Source organism: Streptomyces sp. NBC_01190 (genome assembly GCF_045039895.1).
Lineage (GTDB): Bacteria > Actinomycetota > Actinomycetes > Streptomycetales > Streptomycetaceae > Actinacidiphila.
The window spans coordinates 7,297,229-7,322,113 of record NZ_CP108580.1 but is presented as its reverse complement, the minus strand read 5'-3'; the positions used below and the strand labels follow the sequence as shown (position 1 = coordinate 7,322,113).

The following is a 24,885-nucleotide window of genomic DNA, read 5'->3' as shown; positions in this document are numbered from 1 at the left end:
GCCCCCGGGCCGAACAGGGCCGGGGGCGACCGTGATCGGGGCCGCGTCGGCACCCGCGCCGCGCGGACCCGGCAACCGGCGACCGGCAACCGGCACCCCGGCAGGGCACACGGTACGAACGGGAGGACGGCGTTGACCGACCAGGGATTCTCCGTCGAGGACATCGACACCAGCAGGCCCCATCCGGCCCGCATGTACAACTACTACCTCGGCGGCAAGGACAACTACGAGGTCGACCGAAAAGCCGCGCAGCGCGTGATCGACCTGTTTCCGGACATCGTGCCCATGGCCCGGGGCAATCTGAAGTTCCTGCACCGGGCGGTGCGGTACATGGTGGGCCACGGTATCCGGCAGATCATCGACATCGGCACCGGCATTCCCACCGCGGCCAACACCCACCAGGTGGCGCACGAGACGTCGCCCGAGGTCCGGGTCGCGTACGTGGACAACGACCCGATCGTGGCGACGTACGCGGGGGCACACCTGCTGGCCGCGGGGAACACCGGCTTTCTCCTCGGTGATCTGCGGGACCCGGAGAGCATCCTGAGGCATCCGACCGTCAGCAAGCTGATCGACTTCGGCCAGCCGGTCGGGTTGATGCTGGTGGCGGTCCTGCACTTCATCCGGGACGACGAGGACCCCGCGGGGCTGGTCGCCGCCTACCGGGACGCGCTGCCGGCCGGCAGCCACCTGGTCCTCAGCCACACGACCGGCGACTTCCACCGGCTGGACGGCGACGCGGGGGAAGCCCGGGACGTCTACCGGGACAAGGGCGCCACCGCCACCCTCACCCTGCGTTCGCACCACGAGGTGTCGGGCTTCTTCGACGGCTTCGAGCTGGTCGAGCCCGGACTGGTCCAACCGCCGCTCTGGCGTCCTGACGGCCCGGTACCGACGGAGCGGGAACTGGCGCGTGTCGGCTTCTACGGGGGCGTCGGCATCAAACCCTGACGCCCCGGCAGGAGAGGCGGTGTCCGCCGGCGCCCACCGGGTCCACCGCGGGCTCGCCGGCCGCCTACCACCAGATTGCGCTCACTTTGTACATAAGGCTACGGGCAGGGACGCCATCTTTACCCCAAAGGATCTTTCACAGGTCCGTCGCCACCGGACCAGCGTCTTGACTTACGCCTAGAGCCAGCCGAATATGTGTGCTGCGCCACAGGGGACGCCACCGTTTGCCGCGGCCTTGAGCCCAGACGGGCGATCTCTGACCGCGCCCGACGATGAGCGCGGCCGCGATCCTGCTCAACGGTACGGGCGGAAGGGCACCATCACATTTCCGGAGGCATTTGTGCTGGTCATACCCACACTCCGACGCCGGACGCGGCTCTTGCTCGCGTTCCTGCTCGCGGTGGCGATCGCGGTGCCGGTCTTCGGCACGGCGGCGACGCGCGCCGCGGCGGCGACATCGGGCCCCTGCGACATCTACGCGTCCGGTGGCACGCCGTGTGAGGCGGCGTACAGCACCACGCGGGCGATGTTCTCCTCGTACAACGGGCCGCTCTACCAGATCCAGCGCGCCTCGGACAGCGGCGTCCTGAATATCGGGCTCGCGTCGGCCGGCGGCGTGGTCAACTCGGCTCCGCAGGTCTCCTTCTGCTCCGGCACGACCTGCACCCTCGTCCAGCTCTACGACCAGAGCCCCAACGCCAACAACCTGCCCATCTCGCCCGGCAGTTCATGCTCCGGCTGCTCGGGCAGCCTGTCCGGCCCGGGCCCGAACGGCTCGGACATCGGCGCGAACGCGATGGCGCTGCCGATCACCATCGGCGGCCACTCCGCCTTCGGCGTGCTGGTCAACAACATCGGCACCGGATACCGCAACAACGCCGCCAGGAACGTACCCACCGGCTCGCAGCCCGAGGGCATATACATGCTCACATCGTCCAAACTCACCAGCGGAAGCTGCTGCTTCGACTTCGGCTCGGCCGAGACCGACGACTCGGACGACGGCAACGCCACCATGAACGCCATCTATTACGGCTCCGCCTGCTGGACCGGCGGCTGCACCGGCTCCGGTCCCTGGGTCGGCGGCGACCTCGAGAACGGCATGTACTTCAGCGCGGCCGGCCCCAACCCGTCGAACATCCCCAGCGAGACCGGTACGTTCCTGACCGCCTGGGAGAAGAACAACGGCACGACCAACTTCACGCTGAAATACGGCAACGGGCAATCCGGCGGGCTGACCCAGGCGTACTCAGGCGCCTTGCCCAACGGCTACAACCCGATGAAGGTGCAGCCCTCCATCGAGTTGGGCACCGGCGGCGACAACAGTCCCATGGGCACCGGCGAGTTCTTCGAGGGCGCCGTCACCAAGGGGTTCCCGACCGACGCGACCGAGAACTCCGTGCAGGCCAATGTCACCGCGGCCGGGTACGCGAACAACAACACCTCGTTCCCGGCGCCCAGCCAGTCCGTGATCAGCCTCAAGTCGCACGCCAACGGCAGGTACGTCGACGCGCCGAACAGCAGCACCTCGCTCATCGCCGACGCCACCTCGGTCGGCACGAACGAGACCTTCACGCTGACCGCGAACAACAACAACACCGTGAACCTGAAGGCGCGTTCCGACGACCAGTGGGTCACCGCCGAGAGCAGCGGCAACTCGCCGCTGATCGCGAACCGCGGTGGGGCCGGTCCATGGGAGACGTTCTACCTCATCCACAACCCCGACGGCAGCGTCAGCTTCCGCGCCTACAACAACCAGCACATCGTCACGGCCGAGAACGCGGGCGCGTCGGCCCTGATCGCCAACCGCACGGCGATCGGCCCCTGGGAGGAGTTCGACATCGCCTCCGTATCGTGAGGGCCGGCTTCACACCGCGATGAACACGGTGCCTGTCCCCGCCCCGCATACGACGCGTCCGGTGCAGCGCGCCGGAACGCGACCCCGTTCCCCGTCCGGCGCGAAGTGGGCCGGGGAACGGGGTCGACCGGAGAGCCGTGCCCCGGCGAGCCCGCCGGAGGGGCAGAATTGACGTCATGTCCTCACGCTGGTTGACCGGTCCGCGCAACTCGCTGCTGTCCATCGCCTCAACGGAGTCGGTGCTGTCCATCGGTTCGGCAGGCTCGGTCCTGTCCATCGGATCAGTGGCGTCCTTCGGCTCCTTCGGTTCCTTCGGGTCGGCCATGTCCGCCCTCTCGGTCGGTTCGTTCCAGTCGTTCGGCTCATGGCTTTCAGGCCAGTCGAACGGCTCCGCGCTGAGCTGGCAGTCCAACAGCGCCGTGCTCGGCTACCGCACGAACGCCGGGTCCGGAAGCCTGCTCCCGCGAGCCGCGATCGCGATGACGGTCACCGCCGCGGCGGGAGCGGCCTGGTGGGGCATCCGCCGCGCCCATCACCAGTAGTCCCGTCCTCGGCGATGACGCCGTTCGGTTGTCGCCACACGGCCGTCGCGGAGCCCCGAAGGGGCCGATCCGGATCAAGGCTGTCAGGGGATCGGCGGGGAAGCGGAGGCGTGGCGATTGCTATGCGAGGTCGCGGCCGGCGGTCGGTGCCGGTTTTGTGCCGAGGATCTCGCGAGCCTGTTCCGCGGCACGTGCCAGGCTCTCCGCGACGAAGCCGAGGAAACGGGCCACGTTTTCCAGCCGGACGGCGGCCGGGGTGCCGGGGCCGAGGACGGTGACGCCCTGTCGGGCGATCTCGACCTCCTGGGTGAGGGCCCGGACGCTGGCGGCCATCGACTGGTACCAGAGGTCTTCGTCGATGACGTACCGCTCGCGGCGGCGCTCGTCGCGTTCCCGGCGGACGAGGGCCTGGCTCTCCAGGAAGGCGATCGATTTGGAGACGGTCGCCGGACTCACCTGAAGCCGCTGGACGAGTTCGGACGCCGTCAGACTGCCGGCGTCGCTGGTGAGCAGGCACACCATCACCCGCGCCGTCATCCTGGGCAGGCCCGACTGGATCATGACGGTGGTGAACTGCTCCTCGTACGCGCGGACGGCCTCGGCGTCGCGCCCGTACGGCAGGGGGGCCGGCTCCGACGACCCCCGGGGCGAGGCGGCTCCGCGCCGCTGGGCGCGCCGTTCCGTGGCGCGGTGGGCCAGGTCGGCGCGGTACGCGGTCGGGCCGCCGTTGCGTGTCACCTCGCGCGTGATCGTCGAGGTCGGACGATCGAGACCCCTGGCGATCTCCGCGTACGCGAGGCCGTCGGCCAGGCCCCGCGCGATCTGCTGCCGGTCCCGCTGGGTGAGCCTGCCTCCCGACATCACTACCTCCTCCGCTGTCCCCAAGGCCGTCAGCATAGCCTTCACCCTCAACTCAACGCAACGATCACGGCCCACGCTGTTGCATTACCCTCAGATCCACCGCAACGATTCCTGCGTATCTAGCTGGGCAAATGCCAGATAGCCGCGCCAATGAGGTTGCCTCAACAATGAACGCAACGTAGCGTTTCCTGTGTTGGAAACGACGAACCGCGGGGCACCAGCGCCGATCGCCGCCCCCGGCTTCCGACACGCCTCCCGGAGGAGCACCCCACCCATGACAGACCTGGCCATCGCGGCGTACGGGCTGCGCAAGTCCTACGACGACAGGCCCGTACTCGACGGCATCGACCTCACCGTGCCGACCGGAACCGTCTTCTCCCTGCTCGGCCCGAACGGCGCCGGCAAGACCACCGCCGTCAAGATCCTCTCCACCCTCATCGGCGCCGACGCCGGCGATCTGCGGGTCGGCGGACACGACCTCGCCACCGACCCGCGGGCCGTACGGGCCACGATCGGCGTCACCGGGCAGTTCTCGGCCGTCGACGGGCTGATCACCGGCGAGGAGAACATGCTCCTGATGGCGGACCTGCACCACCTGCCCAAGCGCGAGGGCCGGCGCGTCGCCGCCGAACTGCTGGCGCGCTTCGACCTGTCGGAGGCCGCGAAGAAGCCGGCCGCCGGCTACTCCGGTGGCATGAAGCGCCGGCTCGACCTCGCCATGACGCTGGTCGGCAGCCCGCGGATCATCTTCCTCGACGAGCCGACCACCGGCCTCGACCCCCGCTCCCGCCACACCATGTGGGGCATCATCAGAGAACTCGTCACCGGCGGCGTCACCGTCTTCCTCACCACGCAGTATCTGGCGGAGGCCGACGAACTGGCGGACCGTGTCGCGGTGTTGGACAACGGCAGGATCGCCGCCGAGGGCAGCCCCGACGAGCTGAAACGGCTCGTCCCGGGCGGGCACGTACGGCTGCGCTTCACCGACCCCGCCGTCTACCGGTCGGCCGCCGCCGCCCTGTCCGCCGCCGACCGCGACAACGACGCGCTGTCCCTGCGGGTCCCCGGTGACGGAAGTCAGCGGGCGCTGCGCACCCTTCTCGACCAGCTCGACACGGCCGGCATCGAGGCGGATGAGCTGACCGTGCACACCCCCGACCTCGACGACGTGTTCATGGCCCTGACCGGCGGCCACGTACCCGCTCCCCACCAGCGCCAGGAGGCGGTCCGATGAGCACCCTCCCCCTCGCCGTCCGCGACTCGGCCACGATGCTGCGCCGCAACCTCCTGCACGCCCGCCGCTACCCTTCCATGACGCTGAACCTGCTGCTCACCCCGGTCATGCTGCTCCTGCTCTTCGTCTACATCTTCGGCGACGTGATGAGCACCGGCATCGCCGGCCGCGGCGCCGGCCGCGGCGACTACATCGCCTACATCGTGCCCGGCATCCTGATGTTGACCATCGGCAGCACCGTCATCGGGGCCGCGGTGTCCGTCGCCACTGACATGTCCGAGGGCATCATCGCCCGCTTCCGCGTCATGGCCGTCCACCGCGGGTCCGTACACATCGGGCATGTCGTCGGCGGCGTGCTGAAATCGGTCGCCAGCGTGGTCCTGGTCGGCGTCGTCGCGGTGGCGATCGGTTTCCGCGCCACGGACGCCTCGCCGCTGGAGTGGCTGGCGGCGTTCGGTCTGCTGGCGCTCTTCTCCCTCGCGCTCACCTGGATCGCGGTCGGGATGGGCATGGCGAGCCCCAACGCCGAGGCGGCCAGCAATACCGCGATGCCGCTGATCCTGCTGCCGCTGATCTCCAGCGCGTTCACCCCGATCCACGCGATGCCGGGCTGGTTCCAGCCCATCGCCGAGTACCAGCCGTTCACGCCCGCCATCGAGACCCTCCGGGGCCTGCTGCTCGGCTCACCGATCGGCCACAACGGCTGGCTCGCGGTCGCGTGGTGCCTGGTCCTCACGGTCCTCGGCCACCGCTGGTCGACCAGCTCCTTCAAGCGCGACCCGAAGTGAGCCCCACGGACGAGGCGAGCGTCAGGCGGTCGCGCCGGAGGGGCCTCGGGCGGCGGCGGATCAGGAGGCGGTCAGCCGGGTGCGCCAGCAGTGGCAGACCATGGGCATCATGACCAGGCCGTCCCGTATCTCCGCCGTCTCGCGGACCTTCGCCTCGATGCCGTCCGCGAGTTCACGCTTACGACTCTCCGGCAGCGCGATGAAGCCGCTGTAGGTGGCGAACATGGCGACGGCCTCCTCGACGGTCAGCGGGGCCGTCCAGGTGACGGCGTGCACGTCCGGCCGGGTGAACGGCACGCCGGCCGGCAGCCACGGCCGGTCGTACATCCGCCGGATCAGGTGCCCGATCCTGTCGTCGCTCCCCATCTCCTCGTGGACGTACGCGTCCAGGCGGTCCAGCCAGGCCACCCGCCGGTCCCGGCGGGTGTAGAGGATGCCGAGCGTCCCGCCCGGTGTGAGCACCCGGGCGATCTCCGGGAGCGCCGCGGCCGGGTCCATCCAGTGCCACGCCGCGGACACCGTGACCGCGGCGACCCGCGCGTCCGGCAGCGGGATGCGCTCGGCGGTCCCGTCGAGCACCGCCGCCCGCGGACAGGCGCCGGTCAGCACCTGCCGCATCCGGGGGTCGGGTTCGACCGCCAGCAGGTCCCCGACCCGTTCGGCGAGCAGTCGGGTCAGCAGACCGGTGCCGGCGCCCAGGTCCAGCACGGAGGGGCAGTCCGCGGGCAGCAGCCAGTCGAGCACCCGCTCCGGCGGACCCATCCGGTAGCGGTCGTAGTCCTGCGCGGCGGCCCCGAAGGAAACGGCGGGGCTGGGCAGTTCGGGCATGGCACTCCGTAGGTCGGCGGGCGGGCGGGCCGTCGGGCGGCCGGAAACAGGGCAGGGGGAGAGCCGGCCGGGCGCGGGGTTCAGAGGCCGCGCAGCCCGGTGAGCACCCGCTCCAGCAGCGTGACGTCCGGCCGGCCCCCGGCGTGCGACGGCTGCTGGACGCTGACGAACCCGCTCTCGGCCAGGTCGCTGACCAGAACGCGGGTGACGCCGAGCGGGATGTTCAGCAGCGCGGAGATCTCGGCCACCGAGGTGAGGTTCGTGCACAGCCGGCAGATCGCCTGCTGCTCCGGGAAGAACCGCGCGCCGCTCTCCCAGGCCAGCGCGGTGGTGCCGACCAGGGCCTCGAGCGCGAAATCGGTCCGCGCGGTCGTGCGGCCGCGGGTGACGGCGTACGGACGGACGAACGGCGAGTCGCGCCTGCGGTCTGCACTCACGAACGCCCATCCTTCCGGGTGTGCCGCGGACGGCCGATCGCGCCGGGTCTCAGTCGGCCAGCGCGTGCTGAAGTTCCCTGCGCACCGCGGGCGTGAGCACGTCGCCCGTCCGCTCGACGAGCAGGGTCATCTCGTAACCGACGACCTTCATGTCGCAGGTGGGCGCGGCCAGCGCCACCAGGACGGAGCCGTCGCTGATCGACATCAGGAAGAGGAACCCGTTCTGCATGTCGACGACGGTCTGGTTGACCACGCCGGCCTCGAACAGCGTGGCCGCGCCCTGCGTCAGGCTCGCCAGACCCGAGGCCATCGCGGCGAGCTGCTCGCCCCGGTCCCTGGGCAGGGACGCCGAGGCCAGGAGCTGGACGCCGTCGGAGGAGATGACCACCGCGTGTGCCACTCCCGGCACCTGCTTCACGAAGTTGGCGATGAGCCAGTTCAGATTTTGCGCTTCGTTGCTCAGATCGCTCATGACGGTGGCTGCTTCCTGTGCTGCCGAGGACGTCGTCCGACGGCGCTGCGGACCGGGGAAACGAGGGGGGCGAGGGAGCCGGCAGCCCGCTCATAGCGGGCCCGATCCGCCGGGCGACCGGCCACGGCCATCACGGTCGGTGCCGTCTTTGCCCTGCCGGACGCCCTGATGGAAGTTCGACAGCCGATCCCGCATCAGGTTCGCCGGGCGCGGGCCGGCCGGCGCCGCGTTCGGCTGCGGCGCCGCGCCGTGCGGCCTCGCCTCGGCCGAGAGGTTGTGCAGCGGCACCCGCCGGGGCAGTCCCCGCGCGGTCGTGCCGTCGGCCGCCGGGCCGCCGGCGTCCTCGGGCCCGGGCCGGGCCCACGACGGCGACGGCTGACCGGCGCCCCTCGGCGACGGGCCGGGGGTACGGAACTGGGGCTGCGGCTGCGGCTGCGGCTGCTGACGTTGGGGCTGCGGCCGTCCCTGGACCTGCTGCCGGGGCGGGACTTGGGGCTGGGCGCGCGGCCCGGTCTGCCCCTGGGGATGAGGGTGGGCCTGCGGCTGAGGCCGCTGCTGTTCCTGGCCGCTGGGCCAACCCGAACTCATCGAGTCGAAGATCGGTAACCGGTCGGTCCCGTGCCCGTCCGGGTCCGCGATCGGCCCGGCCTCCTCCGCTTCCTCCTCCGGGGTGAACCACGAGAAGTCGTGACCGGACCCGCTGCCGTCCGCTTCCTGGTCTTCCTGGTCGTGGAACCACGGGAAACCGCCGTCCGGCCGGCCGGAATGGCGCCCGGTCGGCACTTCGTCGTACGGCCGGCCCGGCGCGGGCCCGCCCGCGGCGCCGTACACACCGTCGAACCGCGGATCGCCGGACTGCCCCGCCGGGACCCCGCCGCCCGGCTGCCCGGTGATCTGGGCGGTGTCGTACGGACCGGGCCGCAGCGCCGACTGGTCGAACACCGCCGCCGCGTCCACCGCCAGCTCGCTGGTGGGCACCAGCAAAGTCAGCGGGATCCGGATGAGCGCGTTGAGGCCGGTCCGGCTCGTGCTCGTCAGCCGTACCAGGATGCCGTACTTGGCCGCCAGCCGGCCGACGACGAACAGCCCCATACGGCGGGAGGTCGCGACGTCGAGCAGCGGCGGCTCGGCGAGCCGCCGGTTGATCCGGTCCAGCTCCTCGGGGCGGATGCCGATCCCCGCGTCCGCGATGTCCAGGACCACCTCGCCCGAGGCGAGCATGTTGGCGCCCACCAGCACCTTCGTCTCGGGACCCGAGTAGGTGGTGGCGTTCTCGACGAGCTCTGCCACCAGGTGCACGACGTCGGTCGCGGCATGGCCGGCCACCGCCACGTCGGGCAGCTCGTAGAGCACCACCCGCTCGTACTGCTCGACCTCGGCGGTCGCGGCGCGGACCAGATCGAGCAGGGACACCGGCTGGTTCCAGCGGCGGCTCTGCTCCTCGCCGGCCAGCACCAGCAGATTCTCGTTGTTGCGGCGCATCCGGGTGGCGAGGTGGTCGAGCTGGAACAGGCTGGCCAACTGGGTGGGGTCCTGCTCGCTGTTCTCCAGGTCGTCGATGAGCTGGAGCTGCCGCAGCACCAGACTCTCACTGCGCCGCGACAGGTTGGTGAAGATCGCGTTGACGTTGCTGCGCATCCTCGCCTGCTCGGTGGCGAGCCGGACCGCCTCGAAGTGCACCCGGTCGAAGGCGCGCGCCACCTGGCCGACCTCGTCCCGCGACTGCAGCTCGATCGGCGCGACCCGCACCGGCTGGTCCGTCCCGGCGGCGTCCACGTCGCGCAGCCGGCGGACCGCGTCAGGCAGCCGGTTGTCCGCGACGTCCAGCGCGGACACGCGCAGTTGGCGCAGCGGACGCACCACGGACCTGGCCAGGACCAGTGCGCCGAGGAAGGACAGCGCGACCACGGCGACGATGATGGCGATGTTCTCGTAGAGCTGGGTCCGCACGGCCGACAGCAGGTGGGTGGCGCGGTCGTTCAGGTCCGCCGCCGCCTGCCGCTCGACGACGCGCACGGCGGCGAGCTTGTCGGTGAGCTGGCTGAACGCGGTGGCCTTGCCGATCCCGAGGCTGCCGAGCGGGATGTCCTCCTGCGCGGCGGTGGCGACCACCTGGACCGTGCCGTCGGCCGCGCCGACTTTGTCACCGCTGACCTTCGACTGGTAGAGGTTGAGGAGCGAGGTCGGCGCGTTGTTGGCGAGTGCGTCGTTGGCCGTCTCGAACTGCGCCTGCTCGATGTTCTCCTTCAGCTCCAGCGTGAAGTCCCCGCGGTCCAGCACGTCGACGATGAAGCCACGTTCGCTCGACGTCTGCTGCTCGATCTGCTCGATCGAGGCGAGCGTGGCGACCAGGCTGCCGAGCGTGTGGTCGGAGCTGACCACGGCGAGCTGGTCGCTGAAGTCCAGCAGGTCGCCGATGATCGTGCTGTACGCGCCGAAGGTGGGGGTGCCGGCGCCGGGGGCCAGACCTCGGGCCGAGTCGCGCAGCGGGCCCAGGTCGCCGAGCCGGGCCTCGGCGCGTGCGCCGAGCTGGCGCACCGCCGCGGGCAGCGCGTCGACGCTGCTCCGGTGCCGGGCCAGGTTCTCGTTGAACGCCGCCACCTGCGCGTCGGTGGCCTGTTGCGCCGCCGCCAGTTGCCTGTCCTTGGCGGTGCCCGACTCGGTGAGGGCCACCTCGGTGCGGTCGCGTTCGTCGTCGAGCGCGCTGACCAGCGTGGATATCTGTTCGGCGAGGCGTGCCTGCCCCTGGATGCCGGCCGCGGTGCGCAGACTGCCGACCGCGGAGACCACGCGCACGCCGACCAGCGGGATGATCGCGATCAGCGGGACCAGGACCAGGAGCAGCATCCGGTTGCGCAGCCTCCAGTCACCGAGACGGCGTTTGGTCCACAGCCGGGACGCGAGCCCGACGAGCCGGGCGGTCCGCTTCGGTGCCGGAGCAGGACCGCGCCTTCGCCCCCTCGTCACGCTGTCGCCGCATCGTGACGCCTCAAGCGGTCCCCGCATGTCAACGGATTGCCGGCTCCGCGAGACCGCTGCTCTTCCATTCACTAACCCTTAACCCTCATAACGCCGCCGCATGGCGCGGCGGCGATTGATCGTCCGGTTCACCGCGATAAGCATTCGAGGCCGGCCGCATACCGCTGCACACCAGGTCACAGGCGCTTTGTATCAGCTCGCTTCGACGCCCTCGGCGCGGGACTTTATTGCAGCACACGCGAGGCCGCCGGAGCAAAGGGTTCCCCTGCTGACTTAACGCGGCCGCACCGCCGTCCACTCGATCCACCTGGCGGCCGGATCGGCCGGACCGGCCGGACCGGCCGGACCGGCCGGACCGGCCGAAATGCGCCCCAGCGGAGGCGGCGGGGATACCAGGTACCCGACGGCGTGATAGGCGCAGATCAGCGCATAGATTTCCTGCTGGACGAGTTCAGGGCTTTTCGACCGTAATAATGCCCGTGGCCCCGTGATCTGCCCGGTGAAGTGGGCGACGCCGTCGCCGCTCCGCGCGGCCGCCCGCTCGTAGCGGGCCCTGATCTCCTCGGCCGGCACCGCGCTGTCGAGGACCGAGGTGACCAGCAGCGCGGTGCGCGGCTCCGGTCCTCCCGGGGTGGGCGGGCCGCCGTACGGCACCACCCGGACCGCGGCCTCGGGACCGTGGTGGCCGCCGCCGGACCGGGTGCCCGGCGCCAGCTCCGACAGGTACGAGCCGTCGGGCAGTGCGCGCCGCACGGGCAGCGGGTACGGGACCGGGCCGGGCCCGCCGACCCGCCAGATCTGGTCGGCGCCCGCCTCGGCCAGCGCCGTCCACAGCGCGGCGGGGATCGGCTCCTGGTCGCCGACCACCAGCGTCCGCCCGTCGAGCAGGTCGTGCGGCCACTCGGCGAGGAGGCGCTCGGCGCCCTCCTCCCGGCGGGGCGTGATGGCCGAGACCGCCGAGACACGCTGCCGGCAGTCAGTGAGTGAGGACAGCCACACGTCGAGCGAGTGATGCTTCTCGTGCTGCTGTCGCGGCGGGGGCGGGTCGTCGTTGTCGCGGGGGGCGCCGTAGCCGGCCCGGTTCGCCGGTGTGCCCGGCACTTCCATCGCGACGCTCTCGTAGACGAAGACCCGCTCGCCGTCCGGCTGGGTTCCGTGGCCCGCGGCGTCGGCGACATGGCCGCAGAGCGCCTTGAGGGGTTCGACGCCGAGCCGCACCCGGGCGCGGGCGATGGCGGCCGCGCTGGCCACGTCGCCGACCCCGCCGATGCCGTGGAACATCTCGGGCAGACCGCCGGTGAGCTTGGCGAGCACCTCCTCGTAGGAGGAGGCGCCGAAGAGCCACATCGCGAGCACGAAATACATCATGAGCTGCGCGGGCAGCAGCCGCCGACGGCGCTCCCGGCGCTCGGCTTTGTCCACGAGCTGGTCTATGAGGTCCGGTCGGAAAGTCTCCACGAGTATGCGCAGGGCGAGCCGGTCGGAAAGATGCGTTTCAAGCGGTATGCCGGGATAGCGAAACGTCATTTGCCAGAAGCTACCCCCGGAGAACCCCCCGCGTCTAACCTCACGATCAGTCGGGAGAAAGCTGCACTAGGCAGAATTTCTCCGGACAACGTATGTCGGCGAATGAGCAGGAGCCGGCGGCCCTCGCCGGGCTTAAGTCAATGCGCCCTTCGCCGAGGAGGTTGGTGTCTCACGGCCGGTTCTGGCAGCCTCACTCGCGTGGCAAGCAAATCCGAGCACGGACACAGCAATGGGCACGGCAATGGGCCGGTACCATCGCCGCAACCGACGACACCGCCTATCACGATGAACGGCGTGTGCAAGTCCTTCAGTACCCCGCACGGCGGAAATCACGATGTCCTGAGCGACATCGATTTCTCCGTCCGGGCCGGGGAGTTCACCGCGGTGGTGGGCCCCACCGGCTGCGGGAAATCGACCACGCTGTCGCTGATCGCCGGCACGGACCGGCCGGACAGCGGCGAGGTGCGGATCGGCGGGCGGCCGGTGGACGGCATCGGGAAGGACGTCGGGTTCGTCTTCCAGCGGGACGCGGTGTTCCCGTGGAAGACCGTCATCGCCAACGTGGCGGCCGGCCCGCGCTTCCGGGGCGCGTCCCGCGGGCAGGCGCACGCCGCCGCCGCCGAGTGGATCCGCCGGGTGGGCCTGGCCGGGTTCGAGCGCTACCACCCGCACCAGCTCTCCGGCGGGATGCGCAAGCGGGTGGCGCTGGCCCAGACGATGATCACCGAGCCACGGGTGCTGCTGATGGACGAGCCCTTCTCCGGGCTTGACGTGCAGACCCGCCGGATCATGTCCGACGAGCTGCTCTCGCTGTGGGATCTGACCCGGCCCTCGGTCGTGTTCGTCACCCACGACCTGGAGGAGGCGATCTCGCTCGCGGACAAGGTCGTGGTGCTGACGGCCGGACCTGCCACCGTGAAGGAGGAGTTCCAGATCGATCTCCCCCGGCCGCGCGATCCGCGCGAGATCCGGCACACTCCCGCATTCGTCAAACTCCACGAGCGGATCTGGCAGGCCCTGCGCGACGAGGTCGAGGTCGCCTACTCCCGCGGTGCGGGCGCGCGGCCCGAGCCCGTGACAGCCGGGACCCTGGCGCCCGAATCCGTGGTCTGACCCGCCCGTACGGAAGAGGCATGAGCCCATGAAGACCGAAACCGCACCCGGGTTGGCGACCGACGGGACCCTCCCGCGCGGCGCGTCCGCCACGAGCGACGCCGGCACGACCCGGGCCGAGCGGGCCCGGCGGCAGGGGGCCCGGCGCCGGGTGTGGGTCAACGTCGTCCGGGTCGCCGTCCTCGCCACGTTCATCGGCCTGTGGCAGTTGTCCGCCTCGACGGGGGTCATCGACCCGTTCTACTCCGGCAAACCGTCGGGCGTCTGCTCGAAGCTGTGGGACTGGGTGCGCCACGGCACGTCGCAGGGACCGCTGTGGGACCAGGTGTGGGTGACGCTCCAGGAGACGCTGCTGGGCTTCGGCATCGGAGTCGTTCTGGGTGTCGTGCTGGGCATCGTGCTGGGCCGACTGCGCTTCCTCGCCGATGTCTTCGCCCCCTACATCAAGACGCTGAACTCGATCCCGCGGATCCTGCTCGGCTCGGTGTTCGCGATCTGGTTCGGCCTCGGCATCGGCTCCAAGGTCACGCTGGCCGCCGTCCTGGTCTTCTTCGGCGTGTTCTTCAACGCGTTCCAGGGCGCCCGCGAGGTGGACCGCGACCTCCTCGCCAACGCCCGCATCCTCGGCGCGGGCAACACCCGGGTGACCCTGCACGTGGTCGTCCCGTCCGCGCTGAGCTGGATCACCACCAGCCTGCACGTGGCCTTCGGCTTCGCCATCACCGGCGCGATCGTGGGCGAACTGCTCGGGGCGCAGCAGGGCCTCGGGCTGCTCATCTTCCAGGCACAGGCCAACTTCGATCCCAACGGGGTCTTCGCGGGCCTGGTCATCACCGCCGCGTTCGCGCTGGCGGCCGAGGGGCTGATCTCGCTGCTGGAGCGGCGCCTGCTGCGCTGGCAGCCGCGCCCGCGGCGGTCCGGGGCGGAGGCGTGACCGCGTGACCGGCGCGGTGTCCGCCGATAGCACCGTGATCCGCGCGACCGGTGCGGCCGGCGCCGTGCCCGGTCCGGCCCCCGCGATCTCCGGCATACCGCCATCAAAGCCATTCCGGCCATTCCCGATGTCCCCGCCATCCCCCCGACGGTCACCCGCCCCGCAGTCACACGCGGCCCGCGGCCCGGCCTGAGACGGCGCGCGACCCACCCCGCTCCCGAGGAGAAGACAACGCACATGTGGCAGAAGAAGATCGTTCTCGCGGCCGCGACCGCCGTCCTTGCGGCGGGCCTGACGGCCTGCTCGGACGACAGTTCCGGCAAAAGCACCGATGTGGCGAGCGCGGGGGCGCTGACGCCGGTGACGATCGCCCTGTCGAACCAGGCGAACCAGAGCTACCTCCCGCTGATCCTGGCCCAACGGCTGGGCTTCTTCACGAAGCAGGGCCTGAACGTCAAGATCGCCAACCTCCAGGGCAGCCCGCAGGTCTCCGCGGCCCTGCTCAAGGGCGACGCCCAGGGCATGGTCGGGTTCTACGACCACAACCTCGATCTACAGGCCAAGGGCAAGGACACCGAGGCGGTCGTCCAGCTTTTGCAGGCGCCCGGCATGGTCGAGATGACGCGGACGAGCGAGCCGTCGCTCAAGTCGCCCGCTGACCTGCGCGGCAAGTCCGTCGGTGTCACCTCCCTCGGCTCCGCCAGTGCCACCATCGGCTCGTACCTGGCGGTCCACAGCAACATCCCGATAGCCGAGACCCACCTGGTGGCGGTGGCCGCCGGCGCCACCTTCGTGGCGGCCTTCCAGCACAACCGGGTCGACGCCGGTGTCACCACGGAGCCGACGATCTCGACGCTGCTCAAGAAGCACCTGGGGACGATCGTCGCGGACATGCGCACGGCGGCCGGCACCAAGGCCGCGCTCGGCGGCCCGTACCCGGGCACCGCCCTGACCGTCCGGACGTCGTGGGCGCAGAGCCACCAGGACACCACGCAGAAGATGGTCAACGCGATGTACCAGACGCTGCAGTGGATGGAGTCGCACTCGGCCGCGGAGATCACCGAGCACGTACCGGCCGACTTCTACTCCGGCAGCGGCAAGGCCCAGTACATCCAGGCGCTGGCCAACGAGACCGGCATGTACAACCCGACCGGCCAGATGCCGGCCGACGCCCCGCAGACCGTGCTGCGGGTGCTGACCGCGGTCGATCCGGCCATCAAGGGCCACTCGATCGACCTGGCCAAGACCTACACCGACGCGTACGTCCAGAAGGCGGCCCAGGAGACCTCCGCCTCCTGACCTGATCCGACCTGGCCTGACCTGCCCCCTACCCCCTGCGCCCGAAGGGCCCCCGGCCGGCGATCCCGCCGCCCGGGGGCCCTTCGCCGTTCGGCCGACCGCCGCCCCGCTCCGGTCGGAGCGGGACGGGGCGACGCGGGTCTGGGCGGACCTTTGACGTCGACGTACGTGTTACTTGGTGAAACCGATGTTCTCGTAGCGCAGGTCCTGGAAGCCGGCGGCTCCGATGTTGACCAGATTGCTCTTGACCGCGTAGATGTCGGGGCGCTGGTAGAGGGTCAGTACGTTGGCCTCCTGCCAGATCAGCACGTCGGCGGCGTTGGCGTCGGCGATGGCCTGGGCCGGGTCGGTGTCGGCCGCGGCCTTGTTCATGGCCGTGTCGAGCTCGGCGCTGCCCACACCCGTGTAGTTCTGCTGGATGTTGTCGCCCACCGGCTTGGCGTAGATCGACTTGGTCGAGGACACCGGGAAGGCGGTGCCGAGCCAGGAGAACGCCGTCAGGTCGAAGTTGCCGGTGTTGACGTACTTGTCGAAGAACTCCTGCAGCGGCACCGACTTGATGTTCAGCTTGATGCCGACCGCCTTGAGCATGGGCTGCATCAGCTTGCCCTCGTTGGCGGAGGTGCTGACGTTCGCCGGGATGACGAAGTTCAGCTCCAGGGTCTTGCCGGCCTTGGTACGGAATGCGCCGCTCTGCTTCCAGCCCGCCGCGTCCAGCAGGCTCTTGGCCTTGGCCTGGTCGAAGGTGCCGACGCCGGCGGAGTTGTCCTTGTAACCCTTCTGGTTGGTCACGAAGAAGTGGTTGTTCAGGGGCGTCGGGTCCCAGTCAAGACCTTGCAGGTCGGACTCGGCGATGGCCTGCCGGTTCAGAGCGGACATGATGGCCTGCCGGACCTTCACGTCCTGGAGGGCGCCGTGCGTGCCATTGAAGGTGATGTGGCGGTAGTTGGGGCCGGCCGCCTTGCGGATGTCCGCGCCCTTGACCTCCTTGGCCTGCTTGTACGCGGCCGAGTCGGGGCCGACGTTGAAGAAGTCGACCTCACCGTTGGCGAAGGCGCCGGCCGTGGCGTCGGAGTCGAGTGCCCGGTAGATGATCTTGTCCAGGACGGCCTTGCTGCCCCACCAGTCCGCGTTGCGGACGACGGTGATGGTCTTGGCGGTCTTGTCGATGCCCTGGAAGGTGAAGGGGCCCGCGGTGACCGGGATCTTGCCCAGGTAACCGGAGTTGAAGCCGTCGGGGGTACCGATGACGGAGGCCGGGTAGAGCGGGCTGAACAGGCTCTTCCAGTCACCGAACGGGCTGGAGAAGGTGACCACGGCCTCCTGGTCGGTCTTGCCCTTCGCGACGCTCGCGATCAGTTCGTAGCCGGTGCTGGAGGAGATCTTGTACTTCTTGTCCTTGCCGTTCATCGCCTTCCAGCTCGCCTCGAAGTCCTTCCAGGACATCGGGGTGCCGTCGGACCACTTGGCCTTGGGGTTGATCTCGTAGGTGACGACCTGCTTGCCGGAGCTGTCGTCGGCCGTCGCCGAGGTCAGGTAGTCCGGGTTGGGGCTCACCGTGCCCGCCGCGTCCGACAGCATCGTGATCGGCATCAGCGCGCGCTCGACGTCCAGGCCGTCGGCGAGCGTGCCGTCGATCTCGTTGTAGTTGAAGTTCTCGGCGATCTCGCCGAGCGGCCAGTTCAGGGTGCCGCCCTGCTTGAGCTGGCCACGGTCGGTGGCGCTGATGTCGTTCACGCTCGACTTGGGCACCGAGTTCTTCTTCGGCCCGGCGTCGCTCTTCCCGTCCCCGCCGCCGCACGCGGTCAGGGCCAGCGTGCCGGCCGTGGCCAGCGCCACCACCGCGACGGACATACGTGTTCTCTTCACGGGCTTGTCTCCTCTTTCTGGTAGGACAACGAGGGGTCAGTGGTCCGGTCGCCCGACGGCGTCGCCACGAGATCTTGCGGATGGATGGCGACGGAGCCTTGTTGACCTGTGGGCCGGCTACCGACGCATCAGCGGGTCAGTGGCGGCGGGGTAGTGGCAGGCCGCGCTGTGGTCTCCCCCCAGGGCGAGGGACGAAGGGTCCTCGTCGCGGCACCGGTCGCGCTGGGGCTCGTCGATCGCGGCGAACTTCGGGCACCTGTTGCGGAAGCGGCAGCCGGTGGGCACGTCGGTGGGACTGGGCAGGTCGCCGGTGAGCAGCACCCGGCCACGCCCGCGCTCCTTGCGGGGGTCGGGCAGCGGCACCGCCGACAACAGGGCCTGGGTGTACGGGTGCGAGGGAGCGCCGAAGACGGCCTCGGCGGTGCCGATCTCGACGATCCGGCCCAGGTACATCACGGCGATCCGGTCGGCGATGTGCCGTACGACGGACAGGTCGTGGGCCACGAAGAGGTAGCTGAGCCCCATCTGGGACTTGAGCCCGTCCAGCAGGTTGAGCACACCGGCCTGGATCGAGACGTCCAGCGCGGAGACCGGCTCGTCCAGGACGATCAGCTTGGGTTCGAGGGCCAGCGCCCGGGCGATGCTGATGCGCTGTCGCTGGCCGCCGGAGAACTCGGCGGGATAGCGGTCCGCGTGGTCGGGGTCGAGGCCGACCTGGGAGAGCAGCTCCGGCACGCGGGCGGCGACGCGGTCACGGGACCAGCCGTGGGTGGTCAGCGGCTCGGCGAGGATGTCGCCGACCGGCATGCGCGGGTCGAGGGCCGCCATCGGGTCCTGGAAGACGACCTGGAGGTCACGGCGCAGGGCCTTGCGGTCGGCGCCCTTCAGGCCCTGGACGTCTTTGCCGAAGATCGTGACCGTGCCGGGCCGGCCGGCGGACAGGTCGAGGATCTCCAGCAGGGTGGTGGTCTTGCCACAGCCGGACTCGCCGACCAGACCGAGGGTCTCACCCTCCCGGATGTCGAAGGTGATGCCGTCGACAGCCCGCACGTCGCCGACCCGGCGCTTGATGATGGCGCCGTGCGTCAGCGGGAAGTGCTTGACCAGATCGCGCACCTCCAGCACGGGCTTGCGCAGGTCGCGGGGCACGTCCGCGGCGGGGGCCGGGGGCAGCTCGGGTACGGGATAGACGGTGGCCGGATCGAGGGGGCCGCCGTCCTCCAGTTCGTGGCCGCGGTGGCAGGCGGTGGGGTGGGTGCCGCCCTCCCGTACCGTCAGCTCCGGCTCGACGCGCAGGCACAGGTCGATCGCCACCGGGCAGCGCGCGGCGAACGGACAGCCGGGCGGCAGGTCGACCAGCGAGGGCGGGTTGCCGTCGATCGGGGTGAGGGCGTGCCGCCGGCCGTCGTCCAGCCGCGGGATCGAGGCGAGCAGACCGATGGTGTACGGCATGCGGGGCGCGTAGTAGACGTCGTCCACCGGGCCGACCTCCACCGGGCGGCCCGCGTACATCACCTGGACCCGGTCGGCGAAGCCGGCCACCACGCCCAGGTCGTGGGTGATCATCACAATCGCGGCGCCGGTGACCTCCTGGGCCTTCTTCAGCACGTCCAGGATCTGCGCCTGGATGGTGACGTCCAGGGCGGTGGTCGGCTCGTCGGCGATGATCACCTCGGGGTCGTTGGCTATCGCCATCGCGATCATCGCCCGCTGGCGCATGCCGCCGGAGAACTCGTGCGGAAAGGCGTCGGCGCGGCGGTTCGGGTCGGGGATGCCGACCAGGTCGAGCAGTTCGACCGCGCGGGTGCGGGCGGCGGCCTTGTCCAGGTCCTGGTGGATGCGCAGGGCCTCGATGATCTGGTCGCCGACGGAGTAGACCGGGGTCAGCGCGGACAGCGGGTCCTGGAAGACCATCGCGATGTCCTTGCCGCGGATCTTCGTCATCTCCCGGTCGTGCAGCCCGAGCAGCTCGCGGCCGTGCAGCTTCACCGAGCCCTTGACCGCCGCGGTCTCCGGCAGCAGCCCGAGGACCGCGAGCGAGGAGACGGACTTGCCGGAGCCCGACTCGCCGACGATGCCGAGCACTTCGCCCCGCCGCACCGAGAAGGAGACGCCGCGCACGGCTCCGACCGGCCCGGCCTCGCTCGGGAAGGAGACATGGAGGTCGGTGACCTCCAAGGCGGGGATGTCGGTCACGACGTGCGTCCTTCCTGGGACGGGTTCTTGGACTTGCGCGGGGCACGGGCCTTGGCGCGGCTCGAGGTGGGGTCGAGGGCGTCGCGCAGACCGTCGCCGATGAAGGCGATGGACAGGCAGACCAGCACCAGGCAGCCGGCCGGGAAGTAGAACAGCCAGGGGAAGGAGGGCGCCGCGGGAGTGCCGGTGGCGATCACCGTGCCGAGGGAGACGTCGGGTGGCTGCACACCGAAACCGAAGTAGGACAGGCTGGTCTCGCCGATGATCGCCGCACCGACCTGGATCGTCCCGTCGATGATCAGCATCGAGGCCATCGACGGCAGGATGTGCCGGAAGATGATGACCGGCGCCGGGACGCCCATGTACTTGGCGGCCTTGACGAACTCCCGGTCCTTCAAGGTGAGCGTCATGCTGCGCACCACCCGGCCGGTGATCATCCAGCTGAAGGCCGCCAGCAGAACCACGAAGACCAGCCAGGTGGTGCCCTGGAACAGGGGCGAGAGCACGGCGATGATCAGGAAGCTGGGCATGACGAGCAGCAGGTCGACCACCCACATAAGGGAGCGGTCGGTCCAGCCGCCGAAGTAGCCGGCGCTGGCCCCGATCGCGGCGGCGACGACCGTGCAGATGAGGCCGGTCAGGATGCCGATGACCAGTGACTTCTGCATCCCGCGCATGGTCAGCGCGAACAGGTCGGAGCCGGTCTGGTCGGTGCCGAACCAGTGGCTCGCCGAGGGCGGCTTCTGGAACGCGGTGAAGTCGAGTTCGGTGTAGCCCCACTTGTAGAACAGCGGGGAGCCGTAGGCCAGGACGAAGAGCAGGACGATCACGCAGAGCCCGAACAGCGCCAGGCGGTTGCGGGCGAAGCGGACGGCGGTGAGCCGGGCGCGGCCGCCTCGCCGGCGCCGGGCCGGCGGTGCGGTGAGCGTGGCGGGCTCGATCAGGGGGGGCTGGACAGCCATGGGTGGGGGCTCCTGGAGACGCGGGGTCGGGGCTGCGGCTGGGTGCGCTGATGGTCAGCGCACCCGTACGCGGGGATCGAGCGCCGCGTAGAGCAGATCGGAGAGGAGACCCGCGACCAGGACCACCACCGCGGTGAACATGCCGACGGCGGCGACCGAGTTGACGTCGTTGGTGCTGATCGAGTCGACCAGCCACTCGCCCATGCCGTGCCAGCCGAAGATCTTCTCGGTGAAGGTGGCGCCGGTGAAGAGCAGGACGACGTTGTAGACCAGCAGCGGGACCACCGGCAGGACGGCGGTGCGCAGCCCGTGCTTCATCAGTGCCGCCCGCCGGGACAGGCCCTTGGCCCGGGCGGTGCGCAGGAAGTCGCTGCCCAGCACGTCAAGCATGGTGCTGCGCTGATAGCGGCTGTAGAGCGCGATCTGGATGACGATCAGGGTCAGGCTCGGCAGCAGCAGGTGCTGGAGTCGGCTGAGCAGGATGTCCCCGGTCCCCGACACCCCCGGGTCGTACTCGCCGGTGTACTCGATGACCTTGTGTCCCACCGCGCTGTTGATGCGGATCGCCCAGAGCTTGAAGGTCACGGCGATCACGAAGACCGGCATGGCCAGTACGAAGAACGAGCCCAGGGTGGCGATCCGGTCCGAGGCCCGGTACTGCCTGATGGCCCCCCAGGCACCGACCAGCACGCCGCCGATGGAGCCCAGGATCGTGGCGATCAGCAGCAGCCGGGTACTCACTCCCACCCGCCGGGCGAACTCGTCGTTGACCCGGGCGCCGGTGACGGTCCGTCCGAGGTCGCCGTGGGCCACTCCGTCGGCCCAGTGCCCGAAACGCACCACGAGCGGGGTGTCGGGGTTCAGGTTGTACTCGTCGAGGGTACGTGTCACCGAGGCCGCGGCCACCGGGGGGTTACGACCGGCGAAGTTGGCCCTCGGGTCGAGGCTGACCGCCGCGAGAGCGTAGGTGAGGGAGGCTGCTATGAGGGCCAGCACCAGATAGTTGACCATTCGGCGCAGCAGATATTGGCCCACAGACCACACGCTCTCTCTCGGTTCAAGGCATAGAAGAAAATTCTGTGTTACGTGTCGACCGGCTGGGCATCGTTGTCGGATGGCCGAAACGCTTCGGGGCATACCTGTCACCGCGGCCTTGGGCGGGCGAGGTTCGTACCCCTTGCACGGTGAGTGGGATCTTCGCAACCGAATTAAGGAGCGTCAATAAACGGCGGCTCGTCGTAATCGATCCTTTATCTTCCGGGTCGAAAACCGGCCAACCAATAGGCGGAGTTGGCTATTTCACGATGAAGATCCGCTTGGCGCGGTTGGCGACGGATGTCGCATAATGCGCCGTCAGGCGCGGGCTCGTGCAGCTCGCCGGATCGGCAAGGACCTGGAGGTCCGGGGCCATGGGCGGGACAACGCGCGGTCGCCCGCCGTCGTGGTCCGGGGACGGCGGCGTTCCGGGGCGCAGGGCTCGGGGTCCGGTATGCGCAGGCCGCCAAAAAGTGAAGCGTGGCGCTCGATCTCTTTACGGTATTGATCCTTCTTGACACACGGATTCACCGCTCGGCTGCCGCGCGGGACCGCGCTTCGACGCCATCCACCCCGGGATCAACGAGCGAGGAATGCCGCCACGCCGAACGGTGGGTGACAGCGAACGGCGGCGGCCGCACACCCCAGGCCGAGTTCCGCCTTCCGCTCGGCGGTGGCGGCGCGGGAGACTTGGCGCTTCCGCGCACCGAACTCTCCTGGAGGCCCTGTGATCCCCCGCATTCCCCGGCGCGCCCTGGCCGTCACGGTGACGGCTGCGGCCTTCTGCACCGCCCTGGTCGCCGGTGTTCCCGACGCGCAGGCGAGCACGACCGCCTCGTGCGCCGAGGGCTACACCACCAGCCCGGTCAGGGGCGCGCTCAGCGGCGACTTCTCCGCCGAGCTGACCGGCTGCGCCTTCACGGACAGCGGCGCCCCCTACGTCATCACCGTGGCCAAGTTGAACGTCACGGCGCTGTTCGTCAGACCGCCGCTGCACTACTACTTCGTCAACGCCGTGGCCACCTGCCCCACGGTCACGGTGGACAAGGGCTGGCTGGTCGGGAAGGGGTGCAGCTACGCCACCTGACCGAACGGTTGACGTGGCCGGCGACGCCGCCGGCCCCTACCGCCGGGCCAACTCCCGCCACCGGTAAGCCTGGCCGGCCGAGTTCGACCTGATGGCCCGCCTCGCCGGCCTCACCCTGGACCGCCGCCTCGCCGACTGGGCGCGGTTGCGATAGGTCGTCCGCCTGCCGGGCGGCGCGCCCGAGGAGCGGGAGCCGCGGCGGAACCGAGCGCGTTGTCCGGGCTTTGTTTGTGTGGCCGCGGGCGTCCGACGCCGAACAACGCCGACGGGTTAGACAACTCCTCAGGAGCTTCGACAGCGAGGCGGATCCAGAGGAGGACGGCCCATGGGGCGGACGGTCTGCGGTGGAGTGCGGGCAGTCGCGGCGGCGCTCGGTGCCGCCGCGGGCGCGGCGCTGCTCTCCGGGTGTGCGGGACCCGCCGGCGGTCCCACCGCGCCGCCGCACCAGCCGCTGGACACCCGGTCCCTGACCCGGACGCGGACCCTCGATCTGGCCGAACGGCTGCTGGAACGCGACTGCATGCAAGGGCGCGGCTTCCGGTTCTGGGTGGTGCCGCCCGCACCGGACTCGGCGCACCGCGAGTTCCCGTACGCCGTCGACGACATCGCCTGGGCGACGGCTCACGGCTATGGCAGCGATCTGCTGGCCCGGGCCCGGCGCGACGCCGCCGCCGATCCGAACCAGCGCTATCTGCTCTCCTTGCCCCCGGACCGCAGGACCGTCCTGATCGCGGCGCTGAACGGCCCCCGTCCCACCGGGCTCACCGCCGACCTGCCGGGCGGCGTGCGCGTCAGCCACAGTGACGAGGGCTGCACGGCCGAGGCCGAGCGGAAGCTCTACGGGGACCTGCCGGCGTGGTTCCGGGCCACCCGCGTCACCGCCGAACTCACCGGTGAGCGGGTGGCGATGGTCCAGCGGGACCCGCGCTTCCTCAGCGCGCGGGCCCGCTGGGCGGGCTGTATGAAGGCCGCCGGTCTGCCCTATGCCGACCCCCAGCAGAGCCGGGCCGCCGCCACCGAGCCCGAGCGGAGGCCCGGAACCGGCGCCACCGAGCCCGAGCGGAGCCCGGGAACCGCCACCGGCCCGGGTCCGGCCGCGAGCCGCGCGCGGGAGATCCGCGTCGCGGTGGCCGAGGCGACCTGCGCGCGGTCCACCGGCCTGTCCGCGGTCTCCGCGTCCCTCGACCGCTCCTACGGCGCCCGGCTGCGCCGCCGCTACCCGCGGACGTACTCCGACGTCGCCCGGCTGAGCGAGGCCGCCCTGCCCCGGGCCCGGGCGCTGATCGCCCGCGGCTGACCGCCGGGCCGCTCACAGACTTCCGTGGCGATCCCCGCCACGGGACGGCCGACACGGCCGCAGCACCACGGACGGCGCCAGCCGTCGGACAGGGAGAATCCCATGACGCTCAAGCACTTCCTCACCACCGCCGCCGCCACGGCGAGCCTCGCGCTGGTGATGCTGCCGACGACCGCCTCGGCACAGTCGACGGCGGCCGGCTCCGGGCGGGCCGCCCCGCGCTCGGCGCAGGCCGCCGACGGGCTGCTGCACGCCTGGACGCTGCCCGGCGGCGGCGGAACGCCCTGCTTCTGGGGCGGCAACTCCGACAACTGGGGACCGTGCCGCAACGCCGCCTCGGACATCTGGAACAACGGCTACGCGGTGACCCTCGACGCCGTCGACCTGTACTGGGGGCTCAACGCCACCGGCGCGCACGCGTGCATCAGCCGGGGCGACTCCTGGAACAACCTCCCCTCGGGCCAGTGGAAGTTCACCTACGGCGCGGGGCTCGGCGGCTTCGGCCAGTCGATCGACAACAACATCTCCTCACACCGCTGGGTCGACTACTGCAGCCAGGGCTGACAACCCCTCACCACGTCAGCCGCGCGGCGGCAGGCGCCGCCGGCCGGCCGGCACG

Annotated in this window: 21 protein-coding genes and 1 pseudogene; 12 read left to right on the top strand and 10 right to left on the bottom strand. The window is 70.5% G+C overall.

From position 1 onward, the window contains the following. Positions 1-132: 132 nt before the first annotated feature. From OG519_RS30825 to OG519_RS30815, 3 genes are all read left to right on the top strand, one after another. Positions 133-951 (top strand): SAM-dependent methyltransferase, encoded by an 819-nt coding sequence (locus OG519_RS30825; RefSeq protein WP_405590812.1) that lies wholly within the window; start codon positions 133-135, stop codon positions 949-951. 379 nt (positions 952-1,330) lie between these two features. After that, positions 1,331-2,806, top strand: a complete 1,476-nt coding sequence (locus OG519_RS30820; protein WP_405590809.1) for an arabinofuranosidase catalytic domain-containing protein — start codon at positions 1,331-1,333, stop codon at positions 2,804-2,806. 176 nt (positions 2,807-2,982) lie between these two features. Next, positions 2,983-3,348 carry a hypothetical protein gene (locus OG519_RS30815; protein ID WP_405590806.1) on the top strand — a complete coding sequence of 122 codons (366 nt, stop codon included), beginning with the start codon at positions 2,983-2,985 and terminating at the stop codon, positions 3,346-3,348. A 120-nt stretch (positions 3,349-3,468) separates the two neighbouring features. Here the strand turns inward: OG519_RS30815 and OG519_RS30810 are convergent, their stop codons facing one another. Then, positions 3,469-4,209 carry a helix-turn-helix domain-containing protein gene (locus tag OG519_RS30810; protein ID WP_405590803.1) on the bottom strand — a complete coding sequence of 247 codons (741 nt, stop codon included), beginning with the start codon at positions 4,207-4,209 and terminating at the stop codon, positions 3,469-3,471. Positions 4,210-4,483: 274 nt separating this feature from the next. Here OG519_RS30810 and OG519_RS30805 point away from each other — a divergent pair, with 274 nt between their 5' ends. Beyond that, entirely contained in the window at positions 4,484-5,443 is a 960-nt protein-coding gene (locus OG519_RS30805) for an ATP-binding cassette domain-containing protein (protein ID WP_405590801.1), read from the top strand. Continuing rightward, positions 5,440-6,231 carry an ABC transporter permease gene (locus OG519_RS30800; RefSeq protein WP_405590798.1) on the top strand — a complete coding sequence of 264 codons (792 nt, stop codon included), beginning with the start codon at positions 5,440-5,442 and terminating at the stop codon, positions 6,229-6,231. The genes OG519_RS30805 and OG519_RS30800 overlap by 4 nt, the downstream gene beginning before the upstream one ends. Positions 6,232-6,291: 60 nt before the next feature. On the opposite strand, the gene OG519_RS30795 is transcribed toward OG519_RS30800, so the two are convergent. From OG519_RS30795 to OG519_RS30775, 5 genes are all read right to left on the bottom strand, one after another. Then, positions 6,292-7,059 (bottom strand): class I SAM-dependent methyltransferase, encoded by a 768-nt coding sequence (locus OG519_RS30795; protein ID WP_405590795.1) that lies wholly within the window; start codon positions 7,057-7,059, stop codon positions 6,292-6,294. An 80-nt stretch (positions 7,060-7,139) separates the two neighbouring features. Further along, positions 7,140-7,496, bottom strand: coding sequence for a DUF742 domain-containing protein (locus tag OG519_RS30790; RefSeq protein WP_405590792.1), 357 nt, complete (start codon positions 7,494-7,496; stop codon positions 7,140-7,142). Positions 7,497-7,545: 49 nt separating this feature from the next. Then, complete coding sequence (locus tag OG519_RS30785; protein WP_405590789.1) at positions 7,546-7,968, bottom strand: roadblock/LC7 domain-containing protein; 423 nt, start codon at positions 7,966-7,968, stop codon at positions 7,546-7,548. Positions 7,969-8,058: 90 nt separating this feature from the next. Continuing rightward, positions 8,059-10,935, bottom strand: a complete 2,877-nt coding sequence (locus OG519_RS30780) for a nitrate- and nitrite sensing domain-containing protein (protein ID WP_405590787.1) — start codon at positions 10,933-10,935, stop codon at positions 8,059-8,061. A 285-nt stretch (positions 10,936-11,220) separates the two neighbouring features. Beyond that, entirely contained in the window at positions 11,221-12,474 is a 1,254-nt protein-coding gene (locus OG519_RS30775; protein WP_405590784.1) for a transposase domain-containing protein, read from the bottom strand. A 285-nt stretch (positions 12,475-12,759) separates the two neighbouring features. On the opposite strand from OG519_RS30775, the gene OG519_RS30770 reads away from it, so the two are divergent. The 3 genes from OG519_RS30770 (at position 12,760) to OG519_RS30760 (ending at position 15,820) form a co-directional block, all read left to right on the top strand. Next, positions 12,760-13,587 carry an ABC transporter ATP-binding protein gene (locus OG519_RS30770; protein WP_405590781.1) on the top strand — a complete coding sequence of 276 codons (828 nt, stop codon included), beginning with the start codon at positions 12,760-12,762 and terminating at the stop codon, positions 13,585-13,587. Positions 13,588-13,615: 28 nt separating this feature from the next. Further along, positions 13,616-14,521, top strand: coding sequence for an ABC transporter permease (locus OG519_RS30765; RefSeq protein ID WP_405590778.1), 906 nt, complete (start codon positions 13,616-13,618; stop codon positions 14,519-14,521). Between the two features lie 237 nt (positions 14,522-14,758). Then, complete coding sequence (locus OG519_RS30760) at positions 14,759-15,820, top strand: ABC transporter substrate-binding protein (protein WP_405590776.1); 1,062 nt, start codon at positions 14,759-14,761, stop codon at positions 15,818-15,820. 171 nt (positions 15,821-15,991) lie between these two features. Here the strand turns inward: OG519_RS30760 and OG519_RS30755 are convergent, their stop codons facing one another. From OG519_RS30755 to OG519_RS30740, 4 genes are all read right to left on the bottom strand, one after another. After that, complete coding sequence (locus tag OG519_RS30755; RefSeq protein ID WP_405590774.1) at positions 15,992-17,689, bottom strand: ABC transporter family substrate-binding protein; 1,698 nt, start codon at positions 17,687-17,689, stop codon at positions 15,992-15,994. 117 nt (positions 17,690-17,806) lie between these two features. Next, a complete protein-coding gene (locus OG519_RS30750; protein ID WP_405590772.1) occupies positions 17,807-19,885 on the bottom strand; it encodes a dipeptide ABC transporter ATP-binding protein in 2,079 nt (692 codons plus the stop codon). Next, positions 19,882-20,847: an ABC transporter permease gene (locus tag OG519_RS30745; protein ID WP_405590770.1), complete on the bottom strand. Its 966-nt coding sequence runs from the start codon at positions 20,845-20,847 to the stop codon at positions 19,882-19,884. The genes OG519_RS30750 and OG519_RS30745 overlap by 4 nt, the downstream gene beginning before the upstream one ends. A gap of 54 nt (positions 20,848-20,901) precedes the next feature. After that, positions 20,902-21,882, bottom strand: a complete 981-nt coding sequence (locus tag OG519_RS30740; RefSeq protein WP_405590768.1) for an ABC transporter permease — start codon at positions 21,880-21,882, stop codon at positions 20,902-20,904. A 727-nt stretch (positions 21,883-22,609) separates the two neighbouring features. On the opposite strand from OG519_RS30740, the gene OG519_RS30735 reads away from it, so the two are divergent. The 4 genes and pseudogenes from OG519_RS30735 (at position 22,610) to OG519_RS30720 (ending at position 24,830) form a co-directional block, all read left to right on the top strand. Next, positions 22,610-22,969: a hypothetical protein gene (locus OG519_RS30735; protein WP_405590765.1), complete on the top strand. Its 360-nt coding sequence runs from the start codon at positions 22,610-22,612 to the stop codon at positions 22,967-22,969. A gap of 31 nt (positions 22,970-23,000) precedes the next feature. Continuing rightward, positions 23,001-23,123, top strand: a pseudogene (locus OG519_RS30730) (SAM-dependent methyltransferase); the annotation flags it as partial. A gap of 171 nt (positions 23,124-23,294) precedes the next feature. Continuing rightward, positions 23,295-24,266, top strand: a complete 972-nt coding sequence (locus OG519_RS30725; RefSeq protein ID WP_405590762.1) for a hypothetical protein — start codon at positions 23,295-23,297, stop codon at positions 24,264-24,266. A gap of 102 nt (positions 24,267-24,368) precedes the next feature. Continuing rightward, positions 24,369-24,830, top strand: a complete 462-nt coding sequence (locus OG519_RS30720) for a hypothetical protein (protein WP_405590759.1) — start codon at positions 24,369-24,371, stop codon at positions 24,828-24,830. The last annotated feature ends 55 nt before the right edge of the window (positions 24,831-24,885 follow it).

Bases quoted from the DNA above. Each gene is read 5' to 3' on its own strand.
- OG519_RS30745 (WP_405590770.1), bottom strand. From the start codon at position 20,847: ATGGCTGTCCAGCCCCCCCTGATCGAGCCCGCCACGCTCACCGCACCG.
- OG519_RS30770 (WP_405590781.1), top strand. From the start codon at position 12,760: ATGAACGGCGTGTGCAAGTCCTTCAGTACCCCGCACGGCGGAAATCAC.
- OG519_RS30810 (WP_405590803.1), bottom strand. From the start codon at position 4,209: ATGTCGGGAGGCAGGCTCACCCAGCGGGACCGGCAGCAGATCGCGCGG.
- OG519_RS30760 (WP_405590776.1), top strand. From the start codon at position 14,759: ATGTGGCAGAAGAAGATCGTTCTCGCGGCCGCGACCGCCGTCCTTGCG.
- OG519_RS30800 (WP_405590798.1), top strand. From the start codon at position 5,440: ATGAGCACCCTCCCCCTCGCCGTCCGCGACTCGGCCACGATGCTGCGC.
- OG519_RS30815 (WP_405590806.1), top strand. From the start codon at position 2,983: ATGTCCTCACGCTGGTTGACCGGTCCGCGCAACTCGCTGCTGTCCATC.
- OG519_RS30725 (WP_405590762.1), top strand. From the start codon at position 23,295: ATGGGGCGGACGGTCTGCGGTGGAGTGCGGGCAGTCGCGGCGGCGCTC.
- OG519_RS30765 (WP_405590778.1), top strand. From the start codon at position 13,616: ATGAAGACCGAAACCGCACCCGGGTTGGCGACCGACGGGACCCTCCCG.
- OG519_RS30805 (WP_405590801.1), top strand. From the start codon at position 4,484: ATGACAGACCTGGCCATCGCGGCGTACGGGCTGCGCAAGTCCTACGAC.
- OG519_RS30785 (WP_405590789.1), bottom strand. From the start codon at position 7,968: ATGAGCGATCTGAGCAACGAAGCGCAAAATCTGAACTGGCTCATCGCC.
- OG519_RS30720 (WP_405590759.1), top strand. From the start codon at position 24,369: ATGACGCTCAAGCACTTCCTCACCACCGCCGCCGCCACGGCGAGCCTC.
- OG519_RS30795 (WP_405590795.1), bottom strand. From the start codon at position 7,059: ATGCCCGAACTGCCCAGCCCCGCCGTTTCCTTCGGGGCCGCCGCGCAG.
- OG519_RS30775 (WP_405590784.1), bottom strand. From the start codon at position 12,474: ATGACGTTTCGCTATCCCGGCATACCGCTTGAAACGCATCTTTCCGAC.